The following is a 20,186-nucleotide window of genomic DNA, read 5'->3' as shown; positions in this document are numbered from 1 at the left end:
CGGCCCCGCGCGGCGGGGCGCGGCGGCCGGGGAGCGGGGCGCCGGTACACTCGTCGGAGGCCGCGCGGGAGCGCACGCCGCCACGGAAGCGAGGACGACGCAGGTGACACGCAAGACGGACGACAAGGCCGAGCTCACCGGTCTCGAAGCCCCGACGCTCGGCCCGACCGGCCGCCCCCTGCGCGACTTCCCGCTGCCGGTGGAGCTCACCGGTCACGGCCCCGCTCGGATCATCTCCCTCTGCAACCAAAAGGGCGGCGTCGGAAAGACGACGACGACCATCAACCTGGGCGCGACCCTCGCCGAGTACGGCCGCCGCGTGCTGGCCATCGACTTCGACCCGCAGGGCGCCCTCTCGGCCGGCCTCGGGGTCACGACCTACGACGCCATCACGATCTACGACCTGCTCCTCGGCACCGTGAAGGACCCGGCCGAGGCGATCCGGAGGACCCGCGTGCCGGGCCTGGACGTCATCCCGGCCAACATCGACCTCTCCGCCGCCGAGGTCCACCTCGTCAACGAGGTCGCGCGCGAGCAGATCCTCGCCCGGGTGCTCCGCAAGGTGAGCGCGGACTACGACGTCATCCTGATCGACTGCCAGCCCTCGCTGGGCCTGCTCACGGTCAACGCGCTCACCGCGAGCCACGGCGTCCTCATCCCGCTCGAGTGCGAGTTCTTCGCGCTGCGCGGCGTCGCCCTGCTGATCGAGACGATCGACAAGGTCCGCGACCGGCTCAACCCGGTGATCGAGCTCGACGGCATCCTGCCCACGATGTACGACTCCCGCACCCTGCACTCGCGGGAGGTGCTCGACCGGGTGGTCGACGCCTTCGGCGACAGCGTGCTCGAGACGGTGATCGGCCGCACGGTGAAGTTCCCGGACGCCAGCGTGTCCGGCGTTCCGATCACCCAGTTCGCGCCCGAGCACAACGCCGCGAAGGCGTACCGCAAGCTCGCCAGGGAGCTGATCTCGCGTGGCGCGGTCGCCTGAGGTCCTCCTCGAGGAGCGCACCGCTCCCACCGGGTTCCACCTCGCGCTGACCAACTTCGAGGGTCCGTTCGACCTCCTGCTGAGCCTCATCGCGAAGCAGCAGGTCGACATCACCGAGATCGCGCTGAGCGCCGTGACGGACGAGTTCCTCTCGTACCTGCACGGGATCGACTCCCTCGAGGGGCTGGACCGCGCGTCGGAGTTCCTCGTCGTCGCCGCGACGCTCCTCGACCTGAAGATCGCCGGACTCCTGCCCCAGGGCGAGCTCGTGGACGCGGAGGACGCGGCGCTGCTGGAGGCGCGAGACCTGCTGTTCGCCCGGCTCCTGCAGTACCGGGCCTTCAAGCAGGTGTCGTCGTGGTTCGCCGAGCGGATCGCGATCGAGACCGCCCGCCACGTGCGGGACGTGCCTCTGGAGGAGGAGTACCGGTCCGCGAAGCCGGAGCTCGTCTGGACCCTGTCGCCCGCCGACTTCGCCGCCCTCGCGACCGTCGCCCTCGCTCCGCGCGAGCTGCCGACGGTGGGCCTGGACCACCTGCACGCCCCGCAGATCAGCATCCGGGAGCAGGCCGCGCACGTCGTGGCGATGCTGCGCGCCCGCGGGATGGCCACGTTCGGCGAGCTGATCGCGGACGCCGACGAGAAGGGCGTGATCGTCGCGCGCTTCCTGGCCGTGCTCGAGCTCTACCGGCACGCCGCGATCTCGTTCGACCAGCCGGAGCCGCTCGGCGAGCTCACGCTGCGCTGGGTCGCCGAGCAGTGGAGCGATGCGAGCCTCGCCGCGCTCGGAGCCGACTATGACTCCTGACGCCGGCCCCGGGACCGTCGCGTTCGAGATCGACCGGGCGATCGAGGCGATCCTGATGGTCGCGGACGAGCCGCAGCCTCTCGCCTCCCTCGCGACCGCGCTGTCGAGGCCGATCGCCGTGGTCCGCCAGTCGATCGAGCGCCTGGTCGCCGACTACGACGGCGCCGACGGGGCGACCCGTCGGGGCTTCGAGCTGCGCGAGGTCGGTGCCGGCTGGCGGATCTACGTGCGCCGCGAGTACGACCCGGTGGTCAAGGACTTCGTCCTGACGCAGAACCCGACGCGGCTCTCGCAGGCGGCGCTCGAGACGCTCGCCGTGATCGCCTACAAGCAGCCGGTCTCACGCGGTCAGGTCGCGCAGATCCGCGCGGTCAACGTCGACTCCGTCGCGCGCACCCTCCTCGGCCGCGGCCTCATCGCGGAGGTCGGCCACGACCCCGAGACGGGCGCGGTCCTCTACGGCACCACCGAGCAGCTGCTCGTGCACCTCGGCCTCACCTCGCTCGACGAGCTGCCGAAGATCTCCCCCCTACTGAGCGACGGAAGAGACGGATTCGATGAGCGCGCCTGACAGCGGCCCCGACGGCGAACGACTGCAGAAGGTCCTCGCGGCAGCGGGGGTCGCCTCCCGACGAGTGGTCGAGGAGATGATCGTGGCGCGGCGGATCCGCGTCAACGGCGAGGTGGCGGACGAGCTCGGCCGCCGCATCGATCCGGCGACCGACCGGATCGAGGTCGACGGGGTCGCGGTGCAGCTGGACACCTCGCGCCGCTACGTCATGCTCAACAAGCCGATCGGCGTCGTCAGCTCGCTGGCGGACGAGAACGGACGCACCGACCTCAGCCTCTACACGAAGAACTTCGAGGAGCGGCTGTTCAACGTCGGGCGCCTCGACGCCGAGACCTCGGGCCTGCTCGTGCTGACCAACGACGGCGAGCTCGCCCACGTCCTCGCGCACCCGTCGTTCGGAGTGACGAAGACCTACATCGCGAAGGTGCACGGGCAGGTCCTCCCGCAGACGATCGCGACGCTGACCTCCGGGATCGAGCTCGACGACGGACCGGTGGCCGCCGACAAGGCGCGTCTCCTCGGCCGGCCGGAGGGCCGCTCGAACGCCTCGCTCGTCGAGATCACCCTGCACTCCGGTCGCAACCGGGTCGTCCGCCGGATGATGGCGGCGGTCGGCCACCCGGTGATCGAGCTCGTCCGGCGCCAGTTCGGGCCGCTGCACCTGGGCACCCTGCGCTCGGGCGATCTGCGCGACCTGACCCGGGAGGAGCTGGGCGCGCTGCTCACGATCGCGCGGCAGGGCGGCGAGGCGGTGGCGGCCGCTCCCGCGGTCCCCTCGAAGAAGGTGAGCGCGGGTGCGCGGCGGCCCCGGCCTGACAGCGGCGAGCGCGTCGCCCCGGCGGAGCGCGGCTCGGCCGGGCGATCCTCGGATCGCGGCGGATCGTCCGGACGGTCGTCCGACCGCGGCGGCTCGGCGGGACGGTCGTCCGATCGCGGCGGCTCCTCCGCCGGCGGCGGGCGGAGCGACGGTCCTCCGCGCCGGTCCGGCGCCGACAAGCAGCGCCGCGCCGATCGCTAGGCTGTCGGGGTGAACGAGCTCCTGCACCCCGCGCCGCCCGCGATGCGGACGACCGGGACGGTGCGGGTGGTCGGCTCCGGACTGCTCGGCGCCTCCATCGGCCTCGGCCTCGCCTCCCGCGGGATCGACGTCGTCCTCGACGACGCCTCGCCCGCGAGCCTCTCCCTCGCCATCGACTACGGGGCCGGCCGCGCCGCCTCCGCCGACGACCGGCCCTCCGTCGTCGTCGTCTGCGTCCCCCCTGACGTCACCGCGAGCGTCGTCGAGCGCGAGCTCGCGGCGCACCCCGGAGCCGTCGTCACCGACGTGGCGAGCGTCAAGACCCAGCCGCTGCGCGAGCTGCGCTCCCGCGGCGTCGACCTCACCCGCTACATCGGCTCGCACCCGATGGCCGGCCGCGAGCGCGGCGGACCGGTCTCCGCGCGGGGGGACCTCTTCGTCGGCCGGCCCTGGGTGATCTGCCGCGACGGCGAGACCGCGCCCGACGCGCTCGCGCGGGTGGAGGGCCTCGCTCTCGACCTCGGCGGCACCATCGTCGAGATGGACCCGGAGGAGCACGACCTCTCGGTCGGCCTCGTCTCGCACGCCCCGCAGGTGATCTCGTCACTGCTCGGCCAGCGCCTCCTCGACGCCCCGAACGCGGCGCTCCGCCTCGCCGGGCAGGGCGTCCGCGACGTCTCGCGCCTGGCGGCCTCGGCCCCCGAGCTCTGGATGCAGATCCTGGCCGCGAACCGCGAGCACGTCGTCGCGGTGCTCGACGCCTTCCGCGACGACGTCGCCGCGGTCGCCGACGCTCTCCGCGACCTCGAGGCGCCCGGCTCGCGCCGCGTGCTCGCCGAGCACCTGGCCGCGGGCAACGCCGGAGTGGCGCGCCTGCCCGGCAAGCACGGCCAGGACCAGCGCCTCTCGACCCTGATCGTCCTCGTCGACGACTCTCCCGGAACCCTCGCGCGACTCCTGGTGGAGATCGGCGAGGCGGGCGTCAACCTCGAGGACGTGCGCCTCGAGCACGCGCAGGGGCGCCGAGTGGGTCTCGCCGAGATCTCGGTGGTGCCCGAAGCGGTCGCGCCGCTGACCGAAGAACTGACCATACGCGGCTGGAGGATCGCCGGATGAGCACCGAGCAGAACAGGCAGGAGGGCGGCCTGAACAGGATGACGCCCGCCCGCCGGGCACAGCAGAGCATCCCGGAGGACGGGGGCGCGGCTCCCGAGCGCGAGGCGCGCTCCGAGGCCGCCGAGCAGGGCGACTTCGGCGAGGCCGTCGTGGTCGCCATCGACGGCCCGGCCGGCAGCGGCAAGTCCAGCGTGTCGAGGGCTGCCGCCCGCCGCCTCGACTTCGAGTTCCTCGACACGGGAGCGGCCTACCGCGCGCTCGCCTGGCACGGGCTCGACCGCGGCCTCGACTTCGAGGACCAGGACGCGATCGTCGACGCGCTCGACGGCTTCGACTACTCCATCGGCACCGACCCCGAGTCGTACTCGGTGTGGGTCGGTCCGACCGAGGTGACCACCGCCATCCGCGAGCCCCGGGTGACCGCGCGCGTCTCGGCCGTGGCGAAGGTCCCCGAGGTCCGTCGGAGGATCACCCTGCTGTTCCGGAGGATCATCGGCGAGACACGTCGGGAGGGCATCATCGTCGAGGGCCGCGATATCACGACGGTCGTCGCACCGACCGCTCCGGTCCGGATCCTGCTGACGGCGAGCGAAGAGGCTAGAATGGCCAGGCGTTCGCGCGAGGTCACCACGGAATCCGCCGAGGCGACGGGTCAGGCGCTGCGGTCGAGGGACCGCGCCGACTCGCAGGTGGTCGACTTCATGAACGCCGCAGAAGGAGTCACTCTTCTCGACTCCACTCATCTCGACTTCGAGCAGACCGTCGACGCGGTCGTCGCCGAGGTCCGAACTTCGAGAGCAAGGGCCGGTCATGGCACAGGACACGCACGTCGGTGACGACGAGCTGAACTTCGGAGACGACGACCTCGTCGAGCGCCTCGGCGACCTCGACGAGCAGCTCGCCTCCTCACGCGCGCAGGCGCTCCGCAGCGGACTCGAGGACTACGACCTCGACGAGGAGGACCTCGACCTCCTCGAGTTCGCCGGGGAGGACTCGGACGAGGTCCGCTACCTCCCCGCCCTCCCGGTCGTGGCGATCGTGGGCCGCCCCAACGTCGGCAAGTCCGCGCTGGTGAACCGCATCCTCGGCCGCCGCGAGGCCGTCGTCGAGGACACCCCGGGCGTCACGCGCGACCGCGTGTCCTACAAGGCGGAGTGGATCGACCGGGCGTTCACCATCGTCGACACCGGCGGCTGGGAGCCCGACGCCCGCGGCATCGACGCCTCCGTCGCCATGCAGGCCGAGATCGCCATCGACCTCGCCGACGCCGTCATCTTCGTCGTCGACGCGAACGTCGGCGCGACCGCGACCGACGAGCACGTCGTGAAGCTGCTGCGCAAGACGAAGAAGCCGGTCTTCCTCGCCGCCAACAAGGTGGACGACGCCCGCCAGGAGCCGAACGCCGCCTCGCTGTGGTCGCTCGGCCTGGGCGAGCCCCGCCCCGTCTCGGCCGTCCACGGCCGCGGCGTCGCCGACCTTCTCGACGCGGTGCTCGAGAAGCTCCCTCTGGAGTCGGCCGTCGCCAAGCGCGAGGTCGGCGGGCCGCGCCGCGTCGCGATCCTCGGCCGCCCGAACGTCGGCAAGTCCAGCCTGCTCAACAAGGCGGCGGGGGAGGAGCGGGTCGTCGTCAACGAGCTCGCCGGCACCACGCGCGACCCGGTCGACGAGCAGGTCGAGATCGCCGGCAAGGTCTGGCGCTTCGTCGACACCGCGGGCATCCGCCGCCGCGTGCACCTCCAGCAGGGCGCCGACTTCTACGCGTCGCTGCGCACCTCGACCGCGCTCGAGAAGGCCGAGGTCGCCGTCGTCGTCCTCGACGTCTCGCAGCCCATCTCGGAGCAGGACGTCCGCATCATCGACCTGGTGCTGGAGTCGGGCCGGGCGCTCGTGCTCGCCTTCAACAAGTGGGACCTCCTCGACGACGAGCGCCGCCGCTACCTCGAGCGCGAGATCGAGACCGACCTCGCTCACGTGGCGTGGGCGCCCCGCGTCAACATCTCGGCCCGCACCGGCCGCCACCTCGAGAAGCTCGTGCCGGCGCTCGAGCTAGCCCTCGAGTCGTGGGACACGCGCATCCCGACGGGCAAGTTCAACGCGTTCCTCGCCGAGCTCACCGCGGCGCACCCGCACCCCCTCCGCGGAGGCAAGCAGCCCCGCGTGCTCTTCGGCACGCAGGCCTCGTCGCGCCCGCCGACATTCGTCCTCTTCACGACCGGGTTCCTCGACCCGGGCTACCGCCGCTACATCGCGCGCCGCCTGCGCGAGATCTACGGCTTCCAGGGGTCGCCGGTGAACGTCAACATGCGCGTCCGCGAGAAGCGCGCGCGCTGAGCGCAGCCGCACCGTGTCCGGCCCGTGGGAGCTCCTCCCGCGGGCCGTCCGCGTCTCCGGGAGGAGCGGTCGTCGAGTCGAGGGGCGGATGCCGCTCCGATGCGGCTCGATCGAGCGGGTCGGCCTCGTCGCGAGCGGGAGTGACGGGCGGCGCGGTGCTGCCGCCTACGCAGCGGCTTCCCTCGAACCGGGCGGTCGTCTCTCCGAGCGGGCGTCGGCAGGGCCGGGAGGCCGGTCAGTCGCCGGTGGCGAAGGGCCACCACGGCGGCAGGAGCCGTCGGTAGGCGGCCAGATAGCTGCCGGGATCGCGGGGCGCGGGCAGGCGGAGCCACTGCTCCATCAGGCCGACGGAGCCCGCCGCGAGGAACGAGGCCGTCGCGTTCTCGAGGAACCCGAGCGGTGCGTCCGCGGCTGGGACGTCGAGGATCCCGGTGTCGAGCGTCGCGGAGACGGCGGTGCGGAAGTGCCCCGCGAGCATCGCGCGGAGGCCCGAGTCGCCGCCGGGGGCGTCGAAGGCGCGGAGGTAGAGGTCGCGGTGGCCGTCCAGGTGGCCGAGGACGCGCGAGGTGCCCTCGCGGATGCTCGCGTCGGTCGCGGCGCCGCTCCGGAGCTGCTGGAGGTAGCCCTCGCGGATCGCGTCGAGCTCGTCCTGGAGGGCGGCGCAGAGCAGTTCTGCGGCGGAGGAGGCGTGGGCGTAGAAGGTGGAGCGGTTCACGCCGGCGAGATCCGTGATCTCGGAGACGGTGAGGGTGGCGACGTCGCGGCCGGTCGCGAGTTCGATGATGGCCCGGTGCAGGGCCACCTGTGATCGCTTCTGCCGCGCATCCACTGCTGACGCCTCCCGAGCTGCCGACGGCGCGTCGACCCGTGCCGACGCGTTCCGCGCAGCGAGTCTACGGGGCCCGCTCGTTTTCACTTCCGGCGTCGGCATCCGCTAAGGTAGTCGAGTTGCCCGGGCCTCGGCCCGGTCTGCCACGGGCTGTGGCGCAGCTTGGTAGCGCACTTGACTGGGGGTCAAGGGGTCGCAGGTTCAAATCCTGTCAGCCCGACGGAAAGCCCTGATGAGACCACTGGTCGTCGTCAGGGCTTCCGTTGTTTTCGGGCCTCGTCGTGAGGCTGCGGGCCGCTCACCGGAGCGCTGCGGCGACCTCGGCGAAGGCCTCGCGACGCCGGGCGGAGCGCGCCTCCCGCTCGGCGGGATCCCGAGCCCAGAGCGCCTGTCGCGACGGGTGGAAGGTGCGGATCACCGTGAGGCCGCGCTCGCGCTCGATCGCCGGGTGCCGCCTGAGGAGGCGCCGCCAGCCGTGATCGGCGTCGCCGCCCTGCAGGAGGACCACCTCGACGTCGGGGGCGAGCGCGAGCAGATGCAGGACGGTCTCGACGCCGGCGTCGAGCTGCTCGGCGTTCGGCGCCTGGTTGATGTACCAGGGGTAGGCGTTCCACGGCAGCAGGTCGGCGGGGGCGAGGCCCACCTCGTCCATCAGCCCGGCCATGAGCTCCGCCTTCGGTCGTCGTTCTCGGTGCAGAGGAAGCCGCTTCCGACGCCGTCCTGGGTGGCGGGGCCGGGATCGCGGAGGACGCTGACGACGCGCGCCTCCACTCCGCCGTGCAGGGGAGCGACGTAGGGCAGCCAGCCGCGTCCGTAGGGGTTCCGCAGCTCGTCGACCCAGCGGTTCACGGGAGCCACGTGCGGTGAGTAGCGCTGCTCCCACTGGGCGCGGCGGAAGGAGAGGTCGGCCATGGAGCGGGGCATGTCCGCACCCTGGAGGGTGACCGGGGCGGCGCGGCACCCTTCCTGGTCGTCGGCCGTGCCGGCGGCGTCCGGACTGAGAGGCCGGAGCGGCATGCACGGCGTCTCCCCGACCGCCCGCAAGGGCGGCGGCAGGCCGGCTCCCTAGCGTCGGTGGACGTGACCCACTCCGCTCCGCTCGCCCGCTGGTGGCGCGAACCCTGGTGGGCGCGGCTCACCCTCCTCGCGATCCTGTGCGGATCGACGGTCCTCACCGGCTGGAATCTCGCCCGGGGCGGAGACGCCGTCTTCTACGAGGCGGCGGCACGGTCGATGTCGGAGTCGTGGCACGCGCTGGCGTTCGGAGCCTTCGATCCCGCCGCCACGGTGACGCTGGACAAGCTGGCGGGGTTCGCGGTGCCGCAGGCGCTGAGCATCCGGCTGTTCGGCATGTCGACGTCGTCGATCGCGCTGCCGCAGCTGATCGAGGGGCTGATCACGGCCGCGGCGTGCTCGGTCGTCGGGCTCCGGTGGGGCGGCCGGGGGCTCGGGCTGGTCGCGGCGGCAGCGGCGGTGAGCACGCCGATCTTCGTGTCGATGTTCGGGCACCCGATGGAGGACGGGCTGCTCACGGCGGCACTCGCCGTGGCGCTGGTGTGGTGGCAGCGCGCGGTGCTGACCGGGCGGTGGTGGCCGCTCCTGATGACCGGGCTGTCCATCGGGATCGGCTTCCAGGCGAAGATGATGCAGGCCTGGTTCGTCCTGCCGGCGCTCGTGGTGGCGACTCTCGTCGGGGTGCACGGGTGGCGCCGAGCCCTCGCCTGGGCGGGCGGGCTCCTGGCCGTCGCGGTGGGCGCCTCCGTGGCGTGGACGGTCGCGATCCAGGCGGTGCCCGCGGGCGGCCGGCCGTACATCGACGGGTCGACGGGGAACGACGTGTTCGCGATGGTGTTCGGATTCAACGGGCTCGACCGGCTGATCTCGGGCGCGGTGCCCGGCGCCGTCGTCGCGTCCGCCCACGTCGCGGCGATGGGCGGAGCGGCGGGATCGTCGCCGGTGAAGCTTCTGCTCGCGCAGTACGCGACCCAGGTGGGCTGGCTGTACCCCGCGGCGCTCGCGGGGCTGATGCTGGGGGCGGTGCGCTGGCGGCCGCGGCGGGGGAGCACCCGCGGTCCGTTCGCCCTCCTGGTCCTGACTGCGGTGTGGCTGGCGACGGCGGCGGCGGTGCTCTCGGTGGCGACGGTGCCGCACACCGCCTACGTCGCGGCGATCGGAGTGCAGCTGGCGCTCCTCGCGGCGCTGGGCTGGGCGGAAGCGGTGCGGCTGCTCGCGTCGACCCGGATCGTCGCGCGGCTGGTGCTGCCGCTCCTCCTCGTCGCGCAGACGGCGTGGAGCGCGGTGCTCGCCGTGGGCGGGCAGCTGCCCGCGGTGCTGGGCCTGCCGTTCGCGGCGCTCGCCGGAGCAGGGCTCGTCGTGGTCGCGGTGGCGGCGCGGCGACGGAGCGGCGGTGCGGTGGAGCGAGCGGTCGGGAGCCGGAGGGGAGCGGCCCGCCGTCGTCCCGTCGCGCTCACGGCAGCGGTCGTGATCCTGGCCGGGCCGGTCGCGTTCAGCCTGCAGGTGCTCGACGCGTCCCTCGACGGGTCGGGCGGCGACGCGCTCGTCGGCCTGCGCTTCCCGCAGCGGGCCGAGACCTCGGCTCCGTTCGCGGTCTCGTCGCCGGACGCGGTCGGCGGGCACGACTCGATGACCGCCGATGAGACCGGCCTGGTCGCCGCCGCTCGTGCCGCCGGCGGCGGGGTGGACGGCGCGCCCCTGTTCCTCACCGACTCCTGGGCGATCTCGGCGCCGATCATCACGGCGACCGGCGCGAGCGTGCTCACCGACGGCGGCTACTCCGGCCAGGCGCGGGTCTTCACCGAGCAGGACGTCACCCGGATGATCGCGGCAGGACGCACGCCTCTGCTGGTGCTGAAGAACTCCGCTCCGCCGACCGAGTCGGTGCGGAAGGCCGTGGTGGCGGACGGTTGCACCGAGCTGCAGGAGTGGGGGCCGGCGGCGACGGAGTCGGGGGAGCACGCCTCCGCGGTCACCGGGTTCTCTCTGTGGCGGTGCGGACCGGTGCCGCAGATCTCGGCGGGCGGGGTGGCGGCTGTCGGCCGGTGACGGCGTCGGGCGGTTCTCGCGTCGACGAGATCGCGACCCCGGCGGAACGGCGAGGAGCGGCTGCCGTCGTCCTGCCGCTCGCAGGATCGGGGCGGGCCGAGGAGGTCGGGTCCGCGAGCGGGACGGCCCCTGGCGCCTCGTCCGCGCGATGCCGGCCCGCCGCCTATCCTTGAGGGCGATGTCGAACTCCCGCGCCGAGGCCGCCTACCTGCGCTCCCTCGGCGCTTTCCGGACGCCGACACTCGATCTCCTCCACGGCCGCTACGCGCCGTTCGTCGTCGCCGCTCTGTCGCTCGTGTTCACGGTCGACCGGCAGGCCGTGGCGGTCGCCGACGCGCACGCCGAGGTGGGGGAGCTGCTCGAAGAGCTCCGCTCGGCCGGGTACGACGAGGGCGAGCGCGCTCTGCCGAGCGGCACGGCGCGCGAGGTGTGCCGCTACTGGGTCCGCGTCGGCTGGCTCGTGCCGCAGATCGAGGGCGAGGCCGAGGTCTACCGGCTGAGCGCCCACGCCGTGAGCGCCCTCGAGATCACCGGGCGCACCGGAGGCGGACGCACGCGCGTCTCGAACTCGCGGGTGCGCACTCTGCTGGAGGCGGTCGAGCGGCTGGCCGCGGACGTCGAGCCCGACCCGGAGGCCCGGCTCTCGCGGCTCCGCGAGGAGCGGGCGCGCCTGGACGTCGAGATCGCCGCACTCGAGGAGGGCGCCGGTCTCGAGCCGGCCGACGACGAGCAGCTCCTGGAGGAGGCCGAGAACGTGGTGCACCTCGCCCGCGAGCTGCCGGCCGACTTCGCGCGGGTGGCGGAGTCGATCAAGGCGATGCAGCGCGACGTGGTCGCGGATCTGCGCCGCGACGTCCGCCCGACCGGCGAGGTGCTGCGGGAGTACCTCGAGCGCGGGCAGCACGTGATGCAGGCGACCAGCGAGGGCCGTGCGTTCGCCGGAGCCCTCCGCCTCCTGGGCGACCCCGAGCGGATCGACGCGCTCGCCGACCAGCTCCACACGGTGCTCGTGCAGCCGTTCTCCCGCCTGATGGACCCGGCCCAGCGCGGGGAGCTGGCCGCGATCGGCCGCCGGGTGGAGCTGGGCGTGCAGGAGGTCCTGACCGCGCAGCGTCGCGCGTCCCACGTCATCACGGGCCAGGTCCGCACCCACGACCCCGCTCGCGACCGCCAGGTGGACGAGCTGCTGCGCGACGTGATGGCGGGGCTCCAGGAGTGGACGGGCGGGATCTCGCCGGACGCGCCGGTCACGCCGCTGCGGCACCTGCCCGTCGCCGGGATCGGCCACCTGCGCCAGACCCTGGGAGACGTGCGTCCGGCCGGCGGGCCGGCGCCCCTGGCCGGAGACGACGGCGACGCCGAGTTCGTCGGCGACGACAGCCGGGCCTGGGGCGGTCCCCGCTACGCGGAGCTGGAGGCCTACGTGGCGGAGCTCGGCGACGAGTTCGATCTGGCGGACGCGTTCAGCGCGGCTCCGGAGGACACTCGACGGCCCGTCGACCTGCTCGGGCTGCTCGAGATCGCGCACCGGACGGGCCTCGTCGACCGCGAGGGCTACTCCGTCGTGAGCACGCGCCGACCCGACGGGACCGTGCGCCGCTTCGCCTTCGGATCCGTGACCGCCCGCACCGAGGAGGAGACCGACGATGAGTGACACCCTGGCGACCGACGGGCCCGCCGCCGATCCGTTCATCGCGCCCGTGTCGATGGAGGAGGACCCCGACGAGCTCTTCCCCGGCGACCGCGGCGTCCTCGACACCGAGGTGCGCCGGGTGCTCGTGCACGTGCTGCAGCGCCGCTTCCTCCTCGCCGACCGCCACCGCGAGCAGTGGGCCGTGCTCCAGGAGCACCGGCAGCTGATCGAGTCGCGGCTGAACGACCTGTTCGTGCGGCTCGTCGTCGACCACGAGCGCGGGGTCGCCTACAAGCAGCAGGTTCGCTCCGACGAGGTGGAGATGCCGGTGCTGCTGCGCGACCTCCCCTACACCCGCGCCGAGACGCTGGTCCTGGTGCACCTGCGCACGGTCCATCAGCGGGAGTCGGCGGCCGGCGAGGCGTCGGCGCGCGTGGACGTCGAGGAGGTCGAGCAGACGGTGCTCAGCTACTTCGCCGACGCCGAGCGCGACACCGCCCGCCGGCAGCGCATGGTCCGCAAGGCGCTGGAGCGGCTCGGGCGCGACGGCATCGTCGACGAGGAGTCCGCAGGGCGGTACCGGATCAGCCCGATCGTGGAGATCGTGCTGAGCGCGCCGAAGCTGCGGGAGCTGAGCGACTGGCTGCGCGGGCGGGCGGGCGAAGACGCTTCCTCGGTGGTCGCAGACGCGGCGCTCGCCGAGGAGCCCGGCTCGGACGATCCGGAGCAGGCGGACGACGACGCGCTCGAGGACGACGGCCTCGACGAGGACGCGGACCCGCCCACGGACGGCGTCCTGCCCGGAGCCGATGTCGCGGACGACGAGCCGCTGGACGACGAGCCGCTGGACGACGAGCCGACCGACGACGACACCCCCGACCCGGAGGACGACCCCCGATGACGATGCTCGACACCCTCTTCGGCCTGATCCCCGCCGCCTCCCGCGGTCAGCAGTGGCTCGCCGAGGACCTGCAGCTGGTCAACTGGGGCGGCTACGACGGCGCGCACCGGGTCCGCTTCTCGCCCGGCGCCACGCTCCTCTGCGGCGGCTCCGGCTCCGGCAAGTCCACGCTGATGGACGCCTACATCGCCCTGATGATGCCGCACACCACGCCGTTCAACGGCGCCTCGAACGGCGGAGTGACGGGCCGTCCGCGCGGCGAGGACCAGCGCAACATCCTCTCCTACGCGCGCGGCAAGCTCGACGAGTCGCGCACGGACGAGGGCACGACCATGCGCGTCCTGCGCGGCGACGGAGTCGACACCTGGACCGCCGTCGCGATGACCTGGGTCGACCACGACGGCTCGCGCTTCAGCGCGGTCCGCGCCTGGTACGTCCCGGCCGGCTCCCGGGTGCTCGAGGAGACCGTGCGGATCCGCGCGAGCGCCGAGGGCCCGGTCGACCTCGCCGCGCTCGACCGGGCGGCGGCGCACCGCTTCTCCGACGCGTCGCTGCGCGCGGCGGGCCTGGATCCGCTCGGCACCGACCGCGAGTTCTCGGCGCGTCTGCACGCGGTGCTCGGCATCGGAGCGGCGGGTGCCGGATCGAAGGCGATGAGCCTGCTCGCCCGCATCCAGGCCGGTCAGCAGATCACGACCGTCGACGACCTCTACAAGCGGCTCGTGCTCGAGGAGCCCGAGACCCTGGCCTCCGCCGACGCGGTCGTCGCCCACTTCGACGAGCTCGAGAGCACCCGGCAGCGGATGCTCACCGCGCGCCAGCAGGTCGCGGCACTCGAGCCGTTGCGGGGTTTGCGCCTGCGCATCGCCGCGTCCGCGGAGCGCATGCGCCTCATCGACGCGCTCGGGGAGTTCGACGCCCCGGTGTCGCCGGCGGCCCTGTGGCGCGCTGAGCAGCGCCTCGGCCTGCTGCGCGACGTCGAGGCCGAGCTGCGCGAGCGCACCCGCGCCGTCGACGCCGTGCTCCGCGAGAAGCGGGCGCTCGCCGAGGCGGCGGAGTCGGAGCGGGACGGGCTCGCCGAGGTGCTGCGGGCCTCCGGCGGCGACCGCCTCGAGACGGCCCAGCGCGAGCTCCGCGAGGTGGAGCGGCGGCTGGGCGCGGCGCGCGAGAACCGCGCCCGGCTCGAGGAGGACCTGCGCGCTCTCGGCGAGCCGGAGACCACCCGCGAGCGGTTCGAGGCGGTGCTCGCCCGGGCGGCGAGCGCGGCCGACGCCAAGCGCAGCACCCGTGCGGCCTGGTCGGACGCGGTCGCCGAGCGGAAGGCCGCGGCGCGCGATCTCGCCGAGCTCGAGGCGGAGCAGCGCTCGGCCTCGGACCGTCGGGACAGCATCCCCCGGCCTCTGCACGAGGCGCGCGAGCGGATCGCGGAGGCAGCCGGCCTCACCGCCGACGACCTGCCCTTCGTCGGCGAGCTGGTCGAGGTGCGTGCCGAGTTCGAGCCCTGGCGCGAGGCGTTCACGCTCGCTCTCGGCGGCTTCGCGACGACGCTGATGATCGACTCCGTCCACCTCGACCGCTTCCGCCGCGCCATCGACTCCCTCCGGCTCCCGGTCCGGCTCCGCTACGAGGGCGTGGAGACCGGGCTCGAGGAGGTGCGGGGCCTCGACCCGCAGACGCTGCCCGGGCGCCTCGACTACCGCGCCACCGCCTTCACCGGCTGGCTGCAGGACCGGCTCGAGGACCGCTTCGGCTACGTGTGCGTCGACAGCGCTGCGGAGCTCGGACGCCATCGGCTCGCCCTGACCCTCACCGGTCAGCTCTCGCAGGGGCAGCGCGGTGCGCACGGCGGCCACGGCGCCGCGAGTGTCCTCGGCTTCTCCAACTCCCGTCGACTCCGCGAGCTGAACGCCCTGGTCGAGGCGGCCCGGGCCCGCAGCGCGGCGGCCGTCTCGGCGGCGTCGGCGGCGGAGGAGGCTCTCGATGCGCTCGACGACCGGATGACGCGCCACGCCCGCCTCGCGCTGGTGAGCTGGGAGACGGTCGACGTCGAGTCGCTGCTCGCCGAGCAGGAGCGCTGGGAGGCTGTCGGCGCCGAGGCGGCGGAGGCGAACCCCGAGCTCGCCGGGCTTCAGGAGCAGATCGACGGGCTGCGCGGCCGCCTCGAGCGCCTCCGCCAGGAGATCGCGCGCGCCGGTGTGGAACGCGAGCGGATCGAGGCGGAGTGGGCCGTCGTGGTCGACGACGTCGACGCGAGCCAGGCGGTTCTCGACGCGGCGGAGCGCGCAGGACGCGAGCTCGACGACGACCAGCGCGCCTTCCTGGACGCCCGGTTCACGCTGACCGAGGCCGCGGCGTCCGGCAGCGCCTCGGACGTCCTGGTCCGCTTCGACGCAGCGCTCGCCACGGCAGCGCAGCGACTGGCGGAGGACCGCCGCTCCGCGGCCGAGGCGCACGAGCAGCAGCGCGAGAGCGCCGGCCGGATCATGGCCGGCTTCCTCGACCGCTGGCCGAATCCCAACCTGCTCGCGGACCCCGAGGCGTCCGCGGGCGACTTCGAGCGGCTGCTCGACGCCCTCGAGACCAGCGGCCTGCACCGGCTCGAGACCGAGTGGCGCGACAGCCTGCTCACGCTCTCCGGCAACGACCTCACGAGCTTCGACTCCACGCTCGGCCGCTCGCTGCGGGAGATCCGCGAGCGGATCGAGCCGATCAACGTGATCATGCAGGATCTGCCGTTCTACGACGACGGCCACCGCCTGCAGATCACGACGCGCGAGAACCAGTCGGAGGTGCGCCGTCGCTTCCGCCGCGAGCTCCGCGAGGTGCGCGCGCAGATCCAAGCCGTGTCCGCGGAGGAGGAGCGCGAGCAGGTCTACCGGCGGATGTCCCGGCTCATCCAGCGGCTGCGGCGCACCGCGCCCGACTTCGGCGACCTCGTCGACGTCCGCAACCACGTCCGGGTCAGCGCCGAGCGCGTGGACGCCGTCACCCGAGCGCATGTGGCGCTCTACGACCACATCGGCGAGAAGTCCGGCGGGGAGTCGCAGGAGCTGATCGCCTTCATCGTCGGCGCGGCGCTGCGCTACCAGCTCGGCGACGCGGGAGCAGACCGCCCCCGGTACGCCCCGGTCTTCATGGACGAGGCGCTGATCAAGGCCGACGCCCACTTCACCAAGCGGGCGATCGGTGCGTGGCGCGGTCTCGGCTTCCAGCTCGTGATCGGCGCCCCGAACGACAAGTACAGCGCGATCGAGCCGCACGTCGAGGTGGAGTACGACATCGTCAAGGACACGCGCGGACGCTCCTGGGCCAGGCCGAAGGTGGGCCTGGCCCCCTAGGGCTGCTCGCCGATCTTCGCGTGGCTGCGCGAGTAGGCGAAGTAGATCGCGAAGCCCACGGCCAGCCAGATCAGGAAGCGCAGCCAGGTCTCGATCGAGAGGTTGAGCATCAGGTAGGTGCAGATCAGGGCCGAGAGCAGCGGGAGCCACGGGTTCAGCGGGACCCGGAAGCCGCGCTTCAGGTCAGGCCGCTTGCGGCGCAGCACCACGACGCCGACCGAGACCAGCACGAACGCCGAGAGCGTGCCGATGTTGACCATCTCCTCGAGCACGCCGATCGGAGTGAGCCCGGCGAGCAGCGCGACGACGATGGTCACGACCACGGAGGTGAACCACGGCGTGCGCAGGCGCGGGTGGACGGTGGCCAGGCGCCGGGGGAGGAGCCCGTCGCGCGCCATCGCGAAGATGATGCGCGTCGCTCCGATCAGCAGCGTCAGCACGACGGTGGTCAGACCGGCGACGGCGCCGGCCGAGATGACCGTCGCCATCCAGGTCTGCCCGTGGTAGGCGAACGCGTTGGCGAGCGCGGCCGACGGGTCGAGCTCGCGGTAGGGGACCATGCCGGTCACGACGAGGGCGACGGCGCAGTACAGGACCGTGCAGATGATCAGCGAGGCGATGATGCCGATGGGCAGGTCGCGCTGGGGGCGGCGGGTCTCCTCCGCGGTCGTCGCGACGACGTCGAACCCGATGTAGGCGAAGAACACCAGGGAGGCGCCGGCGATGATGCCGCCGACCCCGAACGTGGCCGGCTCGATGCCCGAGAGGAACTGGAGCAGCGGCTGGGTCAGACCGGACGCGGACTGCGAGGGCTCGGCGGCGGGGACGAACGGGGTGTAGTTGGCGGTGTTCACGAACTGCAGGCCCGCGATGATGACGAACAGGACGATGAACAGCTTGATCGCGACGAGCACCAGGTTGACGCGCAGCGATTCCTTGATCCCGAAGGTCATTAGCGCGCCGAGCACGAGGACGAGCAGGATCGCCGGCACGTCGACCACGCCGCCGTAGGTGAGCGCCGGCGGGAGGGTCACTCCCAGCTGCTGCAGCAGCGACCCGAGGTACGCGCTCCACCCCTGCGCGACCACGCTCGCTCCGAGGAACAGCTCGAGGATCAGGTCCCAGCCGATGATCCAGGCGAAGAGCTCGCCGAGGGAGGCGTAGGAGAAGGTGTAGGCGGAGCCCGACACCGGGACCGTGGAGGCGAACTCGGCGTAGCACATGGCCGCGAGGGCGCAGGCGAAGGCGGCGACGACGAAGCTCAGGACGATCGCCGGTCCGGCGATGTCGTGGGCGGCGCGGCCGGTGAGGGTGAAGATGCCGGCGCCGATGACGACTCCGACGCCGAAGACCGTGAGATCGAGCGCGGTCAGCGACTTCTTGAGCTTGTACTCGGGCTCATCGGTGTCGGCGATCGACTGCTCGACGGACTTGGTGCGGAGGAGGCTCACGGTGGTTCTCTCTGTGGGCTGCGGGGTGGAGGCGCGAGGGCCACTGGGGAGGATAGCGGGGCGGGCGCCTCTGCCGCGCCGGGCGTCGCGCGAGTACGCTTCCCGGCCATGAGCAGGATCTTCTCCGTGGCGTTCGCCGACGTGCACCCCCTCTACGTGGCGAAGGCGGAGCGCAAGGGCCGGACGAGGGAGGAGGTCGACGAGGCGGTCCGCTGGCTCACCGGCTTCTCGGACGAGGAGCTGGCCCGGCACCTCGAGAGCAGGACGACCTTCGAGGAGTTCTTCGCGGCGGCGCGCCTGCCTCCGCAGGCCTCGGCGATCACGGGGATGATCTGCGGCGTGCGGGTCGAGACGATCGAGGATCCGCTGATGCAGCGCATTCGGTACCTCGACAAGCTGATCGACGAGATCGCGAAGGGACGGCCGATGGCGAAGGTGCTGCGGGCTCCCGCGGCCGGCTGAGCCGCCGGCCCCGGGCGCTCCTCCACAGGCGCCGATCCGCTCCGGTTCTCCCCGGTCCGGGCCGGCGGGATCTCGCGCCGCCGGCGACGCGAGCAGGGTGTCGGACATGACATCCACACAGCGAACCCCTGCTCCTCCGTCCCGCCGCCGCGATCCCGAAGTCCTGCGGGCGAGCGCGATCCAGGACCTCCTGGCGGCCGTCCCCTCCATCATCGGCATCCGTCCGGAGGAGTCCGTCGTGGTGGTGCCGTTCCTCGGCACGCGCGCCGGAGGCGGCTTCCGGATCCCGCTCCCGGAAACGCTGCGCGGGATGGAGGCGGAGGCGCTGGCGGGCGGCTGCGCGGCCATGATGGAGACGATGCCGCGGGCCACCGGTGTGCTGGTGGTGGTCTGCACCCGTGCGGGCTACGTCGAGGAGCGGGGGATCCCGCATCTCGACCTCGGCCACGCGGTGCTCCGGCGCCTGGAGCGCACGCGCCTGGACATCATCGCCGTGGCCTGCATCGCCGCCGACGGATGGGGGCGCTACACGGACGCCGAGGAGTGCCGCAGGCCACGTCCGCTCCTCGAGATCGAGCGGAGCGAGACCGGCGTCCTCGCCCGAGCGGTGGCCGACGAGCCACTGGACATCGACGCGCTCTCCGTGCTGCCGCCGGTCGCCGAGGAGGATCGCGCGCTCGTCGCGGAGGTGCTCCGCCGGCCGCCCCTGGTCGGCGACACGGAACGGCTCGTCGAGCGCTGGCTCAGCGGACCGCGGGACGTCCGCCGCGAAGGACTGATCGTGCGGACCCTGCAGTCGCCGCCCCTCCGCGACCGGGTGACCGTGCAGATCGCGCGGAGCCCGCAGGCAGGAGTGGGAGTGCCGCCCGGCGCGGTGGGCGACGCCCGCGCCGGAACGGACGACGACCACGACCTCGAGCTGTCGGCCCTGCTGCTCGGCAGCGGGCGTGCTCCGGAGCGCGGCCGTCTGGCGCGGGCGACCGGGCTCCTCGCCCGCGCCGCCGCGCTGGCGCCGGAGGAGGCGCGCTCCTCCGTGCTCACCGTTCTCGCGTGGTGCTGGTGGGCGAGGGGTGTCTCGAGCCTCGCCGGGCTCCACCTCGACGAGGCGCTGCGGCTCGACGCCGACGACTCGATGGCCCGGCTCTACGCCTCGCTGTTCGCGGCCCGCCCCCTGCCGGACTGGGTGCTCGCGGCCGCTGCCGAGGCGCTCGACGCCGCGAGCGCCTGAGGTCGGGCGCCGGCCGGTGCGCTCGTCCCGGAGACGGATGCTCTTGCGCGGGGGAGGGGACGGCCCTAATGTGCAACCACATGGTTGTACGAACGGACGCCGACATCGACCTGCTCTTCCGGGCGCTGGCCGACAGCACCCGCCGCGACATCGTCGCCCGGGTGCTGGTCGGCGAGCAGTCCGTCTCCGCACTCGCGGCGCGCTACGAGATGTCGTTCGCGGCGGTGCAGAAGCACGTGGCCGTCCTCGAGCGGGCGGCACTCGTCCGCAAGCGGAGGAGCGGGCGGGAGCAGCTGGTGCAGGGTGAGGTCGCCGCAGTGCGGCGGGCGTCGCGCCTGCTCGACGCCTACGAGCAGCTGTGGGCGGGGAGGATCGACCGCATGTCGGACCTCCTCGACGAGGAGTGACACCCGCGAGCCGACCGGCGCCCGGGATCTGCTGGAGGG

General features: G+C 73.3%; 17 protein-coding genes, 1 tRNA gene and 1 pseudogene. 15 read left to right on the top strand and 4 right to left on the bottom strand.

Annotated features, from left to right (window positions below; all coding sequences use genetic code 11):
- The first annotated feature begins 103 nt into the window (after positions 1 to 103).
- The 7 genes and pseudogenes from C5D50_RS13890 (at position 104) to der (ending at position 6,835) form a co-directional block, all read left to right on the top strand.
- A complete protein-coding gene (locus tag C5D50_RS13890) occupies positions 104 to 991 on the top strand; it encodes a ParA family protein (protein WP_104222502.1) in 888 nt (295 codons plus the stop codon).
- Entirely contained in the window at positions 975 to 1,799 is an 825-nt protein-coding gene (locus tag C5D50_RS13885) for a ScpA family protein (protein WP_104283764.1), read from the top strand. The genes C5D50_RS13890 and C5D50_RS13885 overlap by 17 nt, the downstream gene beginning before the upstream one ends.
- On the top strand, positions 1,789 to 2,370 hold the full coding sequence (gene scpB / locus C5D50_RS13880; protein WP_104247181.1) for an SMC-Scp complex subunit ScpB: 582 nt from the start codon (positions 1,789 to 1,791) through the stop codon (positions 2,368 to 2,370). Before C5D50_RS13885 ends, scpB begins: the two co-directional genes overlap by 11 nt.
- Positions 2,357 to 3,115: pseudogene (locus C5D50_RS13875) on the top strand (pseudouridine synthase); the annotation flags it as partial. The gene scpB and the pseudogene C5D50_RS13875, both read left to right, overlap by 14 nt.
- Before the next feature lie 315 nt (positions 3,116 to 3,430).
- Entirely contained in the window at positions 3,431 to 4,504 is a 1,074-nt protein-coding gene (locus C5D50_RS13870; protein ID WP_104283770.1) for a prephenate dehydrogenase, read from the top strand.
- Positions 4,501 to 5,340: a (d)CMP kinase gene (gene cmk, locus C5D50_RS13865; RefSeq protein ID WP_244230649.1), complete on the top strand. Its 840-nt coding sequence runs from the start codon at positions 4,501 to 4,503 to the stop codon at positions 5,338 to 5,340. Before C5D50_RS13870 ends, cmk begins: the two co-directional genes overlap by 4 nt.
- On the top strand, positions 5,315 to 6,835 hold the full coding sequence (gene der, locus C5D50_RS13860) for a ribosome biogenesis GTPase Der (RefSeq protein WP_104222506.1): 1,521 nt from the start codon (positions 5,315 to 5,317) through the stop codon (positions 6,833 to 6,835). The genes cmk and der overlap by 26 nt, the downstream gene beginning before the upstream one ends.
- Positions 6,836 to 7,070: 235 nt before the next feature.
- Here der and C5D50_RS13855 read toward each other — a convergent pair whose 3' ends face one another.
- On the bottom strand, positions 7,071 to 7,637 hold the full coding sequence (locus C5D50_RS13855) for a TetR/AcrR family transcriptional regulator (RefSeq protein ID WP_104283762.1): 567 nt from the start codon (positions 7,635 to 7,637) through the stop codon (positions 7,071 to 7,073).
- A gap of 173 nt (positions 7,638 to 7,810) precedes the next feature.
- On the opposite strand from C5D50_RS13855, the gene C5D50_RS13850 reads away from it, so the two are divergent.
- A tRNA-Pro gene (locus C5D50_RS13850) sits at positions 7,811 to 7,884 on the top strand.
- Positions 7,885 to 7,962: 78 nt separating this feature from the next.
- Here C5D50_RS13850 and C5D50_RS16730 read toward each other — a convergent pair.
- Together C5D50_RS16730 and C5D50_RS16725 are read right to left on the bottom strand one after the other, a co-directional pair.
- Positions 7,963 to 8,328: a hypothetical protein gene (locus C5D50_RS16730; protein ID WP_219814590.1), complete on the bottom strand. Its 366-nt coding sequence runs from the start codon at positions 8,326 to 8,328 to the stop codon at positions 7,963 to 7,965.
- The gene (locus tag C5D50_RS16725; protein WP_219814722.1) at positions 8,316 to 8,588 is read right to left on the bottom strand and encodes a hypothetical protein; all 273 of its coding nucleotides are present in this window, start codon (positions 8,586 to 8,588) and stop codon (positions 8,316 to 8,318) included. The genes C5D50_RS16730 and C5D50_RS16725 overlap by 13 nt, the downstream gene beginning before the upstream one ends.
- 156 nt (positions 8,589 to 8,744) lie before the next feature.
- Between C5D50_RS16725 and C5D50_RS13840 the strand changes: the two genes are divergently transcribed.
- The 4 genes from C5D50_RS13840 to C5D50_RS13825 all read left to right on the top strand — a co-directional run bounded on the left by C5D50_RS13840 (position 8,745) and on the right by C5D50_RS13825 (position 16,599).
- A complete protein-coding gene (locus C5D50_RS13840) occupies positions 8,745 to 10,727 on the top strand; it encodes a glycosyltransferase family 39 protein (protein WP_104283761.1) in 1,983 nt (660 codons plus the stop codon).
- Between the two features lie 178 nt (positions 10,728 to 10,905).
- Entirely contained in the window at positions 10,906 to 12,381 is a 1,476-nt protein-coding gene (locus tag C5D50_RS13835) for a DUF3375 domain-containing protein (RefSeq protein WP_104250726.1), read from the top strand.
- Positions 12,374 to 13,261 carry a DUF4194 domain-containing protein gene (locus C5D50_RS13830; protein WP_104283760.1) on the top strand — a complete coding sequence of 296 codons (888 nt, stop codon included), beginning with the start codon at positions 12,374 to 12,376 and terminating at the stop codon, positions 13,259 to 13,261. The genes C5D50_RS13835 and C5D50_RS13830 overlap by 8 nt, the downstream gene beginning before the upstream one ends.
- Positions 13,258 to 16,599, top strand: coding sequence for an ATP-binding protein (locus C5D50_RS13825; protein ID WP_104289021.1), 3,342 nt, complete (start codon positions 13,258 to 13,260; stop codon positions 16,597 to 16,599). The genes C5D50_RS13830 and C5D50_RS13825 overlap by 4 nt, the downstream gene beginning before the upstream one ends.
- Here C5D50_RS13825 and C5D50_RS13820 read toward each other — a convergent pair.
- Positions 16,596 to 18,050: an amino acid permease gene (locus C5D50_RS13820; protein WP_104222535.1), complete on the bottom strand. Its 1,455-nt coding sequence runs from the start codon at positions 18,048 to 18,050 to the stop codon at positions 16,596 to 16,598. The genes C5D50_RS13825 and C5D50_RS13820 overlap by 4 nt on opposite strands.
- Before the next feature lie 108 nt (positions 18,051 to 18,158).
- Here C5D50_RS13820 and C5D50_RS13815 point away from each other — a divergent pair, with 108 nt between their 5' ends.
- From C5D50_RS13815 to C5D50_RS13805, 3 genes are all read left to right on the top strand, one after another.
- Positions 18,159 to 18,512 (top strand): DUF2200 domain-containing protein, encoded by a 354-nt coding sequence (locus tag C5D50_RS13815; RefSeq protein ID WP_104257296.1) that lies wholly within the window; start codon positions 18,159 to 18,161, stop codon positions 18,510 to 18,512.
- 106 nt (positions 18,513 to 18,618) lie between these two features.
- Positions 18,619 to 19,740, top strand: a complete 1,122-nt coding sequence (locus C5D50_RS13810) for a DUF4192 family protein (protein WP_146086934.1) — start codon at positions 18,619 to 18,621, stop codon at positions 19,738 to 19,740.
- Between the two features lie 80 nt (positions 19,741 to 19,820).
- On the top strand, positions 19,821 to 20,147 hold the full coding sequence (locus C5D50_RS13805; RefSeq protein WP_104233406.1) for a helix-turn-helix domain-containing protein: 327 nt from the start codon (positions 19,821 to 19,823) through the stop codon (positions 20,145 to 20,147).
- The last annotated feature ends 39 nt before the right edge of the window (positions 20,148 to 20,186 follow it).

The organism is Rathayibacter sp. RFBD1 (assembly GCF_002932915.1).
In the GTDB taxonomy this organism is placed as follows: Bacteria; Actinomycetota; Actinomycetes; order Actinomycetales; family Microbacteriaceae; genus Rathayibacter.
This window is presented reverse-complemented; position numbering and strand designations above follow the sequence as displayed.

What these genes read in the sequence shown, in the direction of transcription:
- C5D50_RS13825 (WP_104289021.1), top strand. Translation starts at nt 13,258, where the DNA reads ATGACGATGCTCGACACCCTCTTCGGCCTGATCCCCGCCGCCTCCCGC.
- C5D50_RS16730 (WP_219814590.1), bottom strand. Translation starts at nt 8,328, where the DNA reads ATGGCCGGGCTGATGGACGAGGTGGGCCTCGCCCCCGCCGACCTGCTG.
- C5D50_RS13835 (WP_104250726.1), top strand. Translation starts at nt 10,906, where the DNA reads ATGTCGAACTCCCGCGCCGAGGCCGCCTACCTGCGCTCCCTCGGCGCT.
- C5D50_RS13815 (WP_104257296.1), top strand. Translation starts at nt 18,159, where the DNA reads ATGAGCAGGATCTTCTCCGTGGCGTTCGCCGACGTGCACCCCCTCTAC.
- der (WP_104222506.1), top strand. Translation starts at nt 5,315, where the DNA reads ATGGCACAGGACACGCACGTCGGTGACGACGAGCTGAACTTCGGAGAC.
- scpB (WP_104247181.1), top strand. Translation starts at nt 1,789, where the DNA reads ATGACTCCTGACGCCGGCCCCGGGACCGTCGCGTTCGAGATCGACCGG.
- cmk (WP_244230649.1), top strand. Translation starts at nt 4,501, where the DNA reads ATGAGCACCGAGCAGAACAGGCAGGAGGGCGGCCTGAACAGGATGACG.
- C5D50_RS16725 (WP_219814722.1), bottom strand. Translation starts at nt 8,588, where the DNA reads ATGCCCCGCTCCATGGCCGACCTCTCCTTCCGCCGCGCCCAGTGGGAG.
- C5D50_RS13805 (WP_104233406.1), top strand. Translation starts at nt 19,821, where the DNA reads ATGGTTGTACGAACGGACGCCGACATCGACCTGCTCTTCCGGGCGCTG.
- C5D50_RS13870 (WP_104283770.1), top strand. Translation starts at nt 3,431, where the DNA reads ATGCGGACGACCGGGACGGTGCGGGTGGTCGGCTCCGGACTGCTCGGC.
- C5D50_RS13830 (WP_104283760.1), top strand. Translation starts at nt 12,374, where the DNA reads ATGAGTGACACCCTGGCGACCGACGGGCCCGCCGCCGATCCGTTCATC.
- C5D50_RS13810 (WP_146086934.1), top strand. Translation starts at nt 18,619, where the DNA reads ATGACATCCACACAGCGAACCCCTGCTCCTCCGTCCCGCCGCCGCGAT.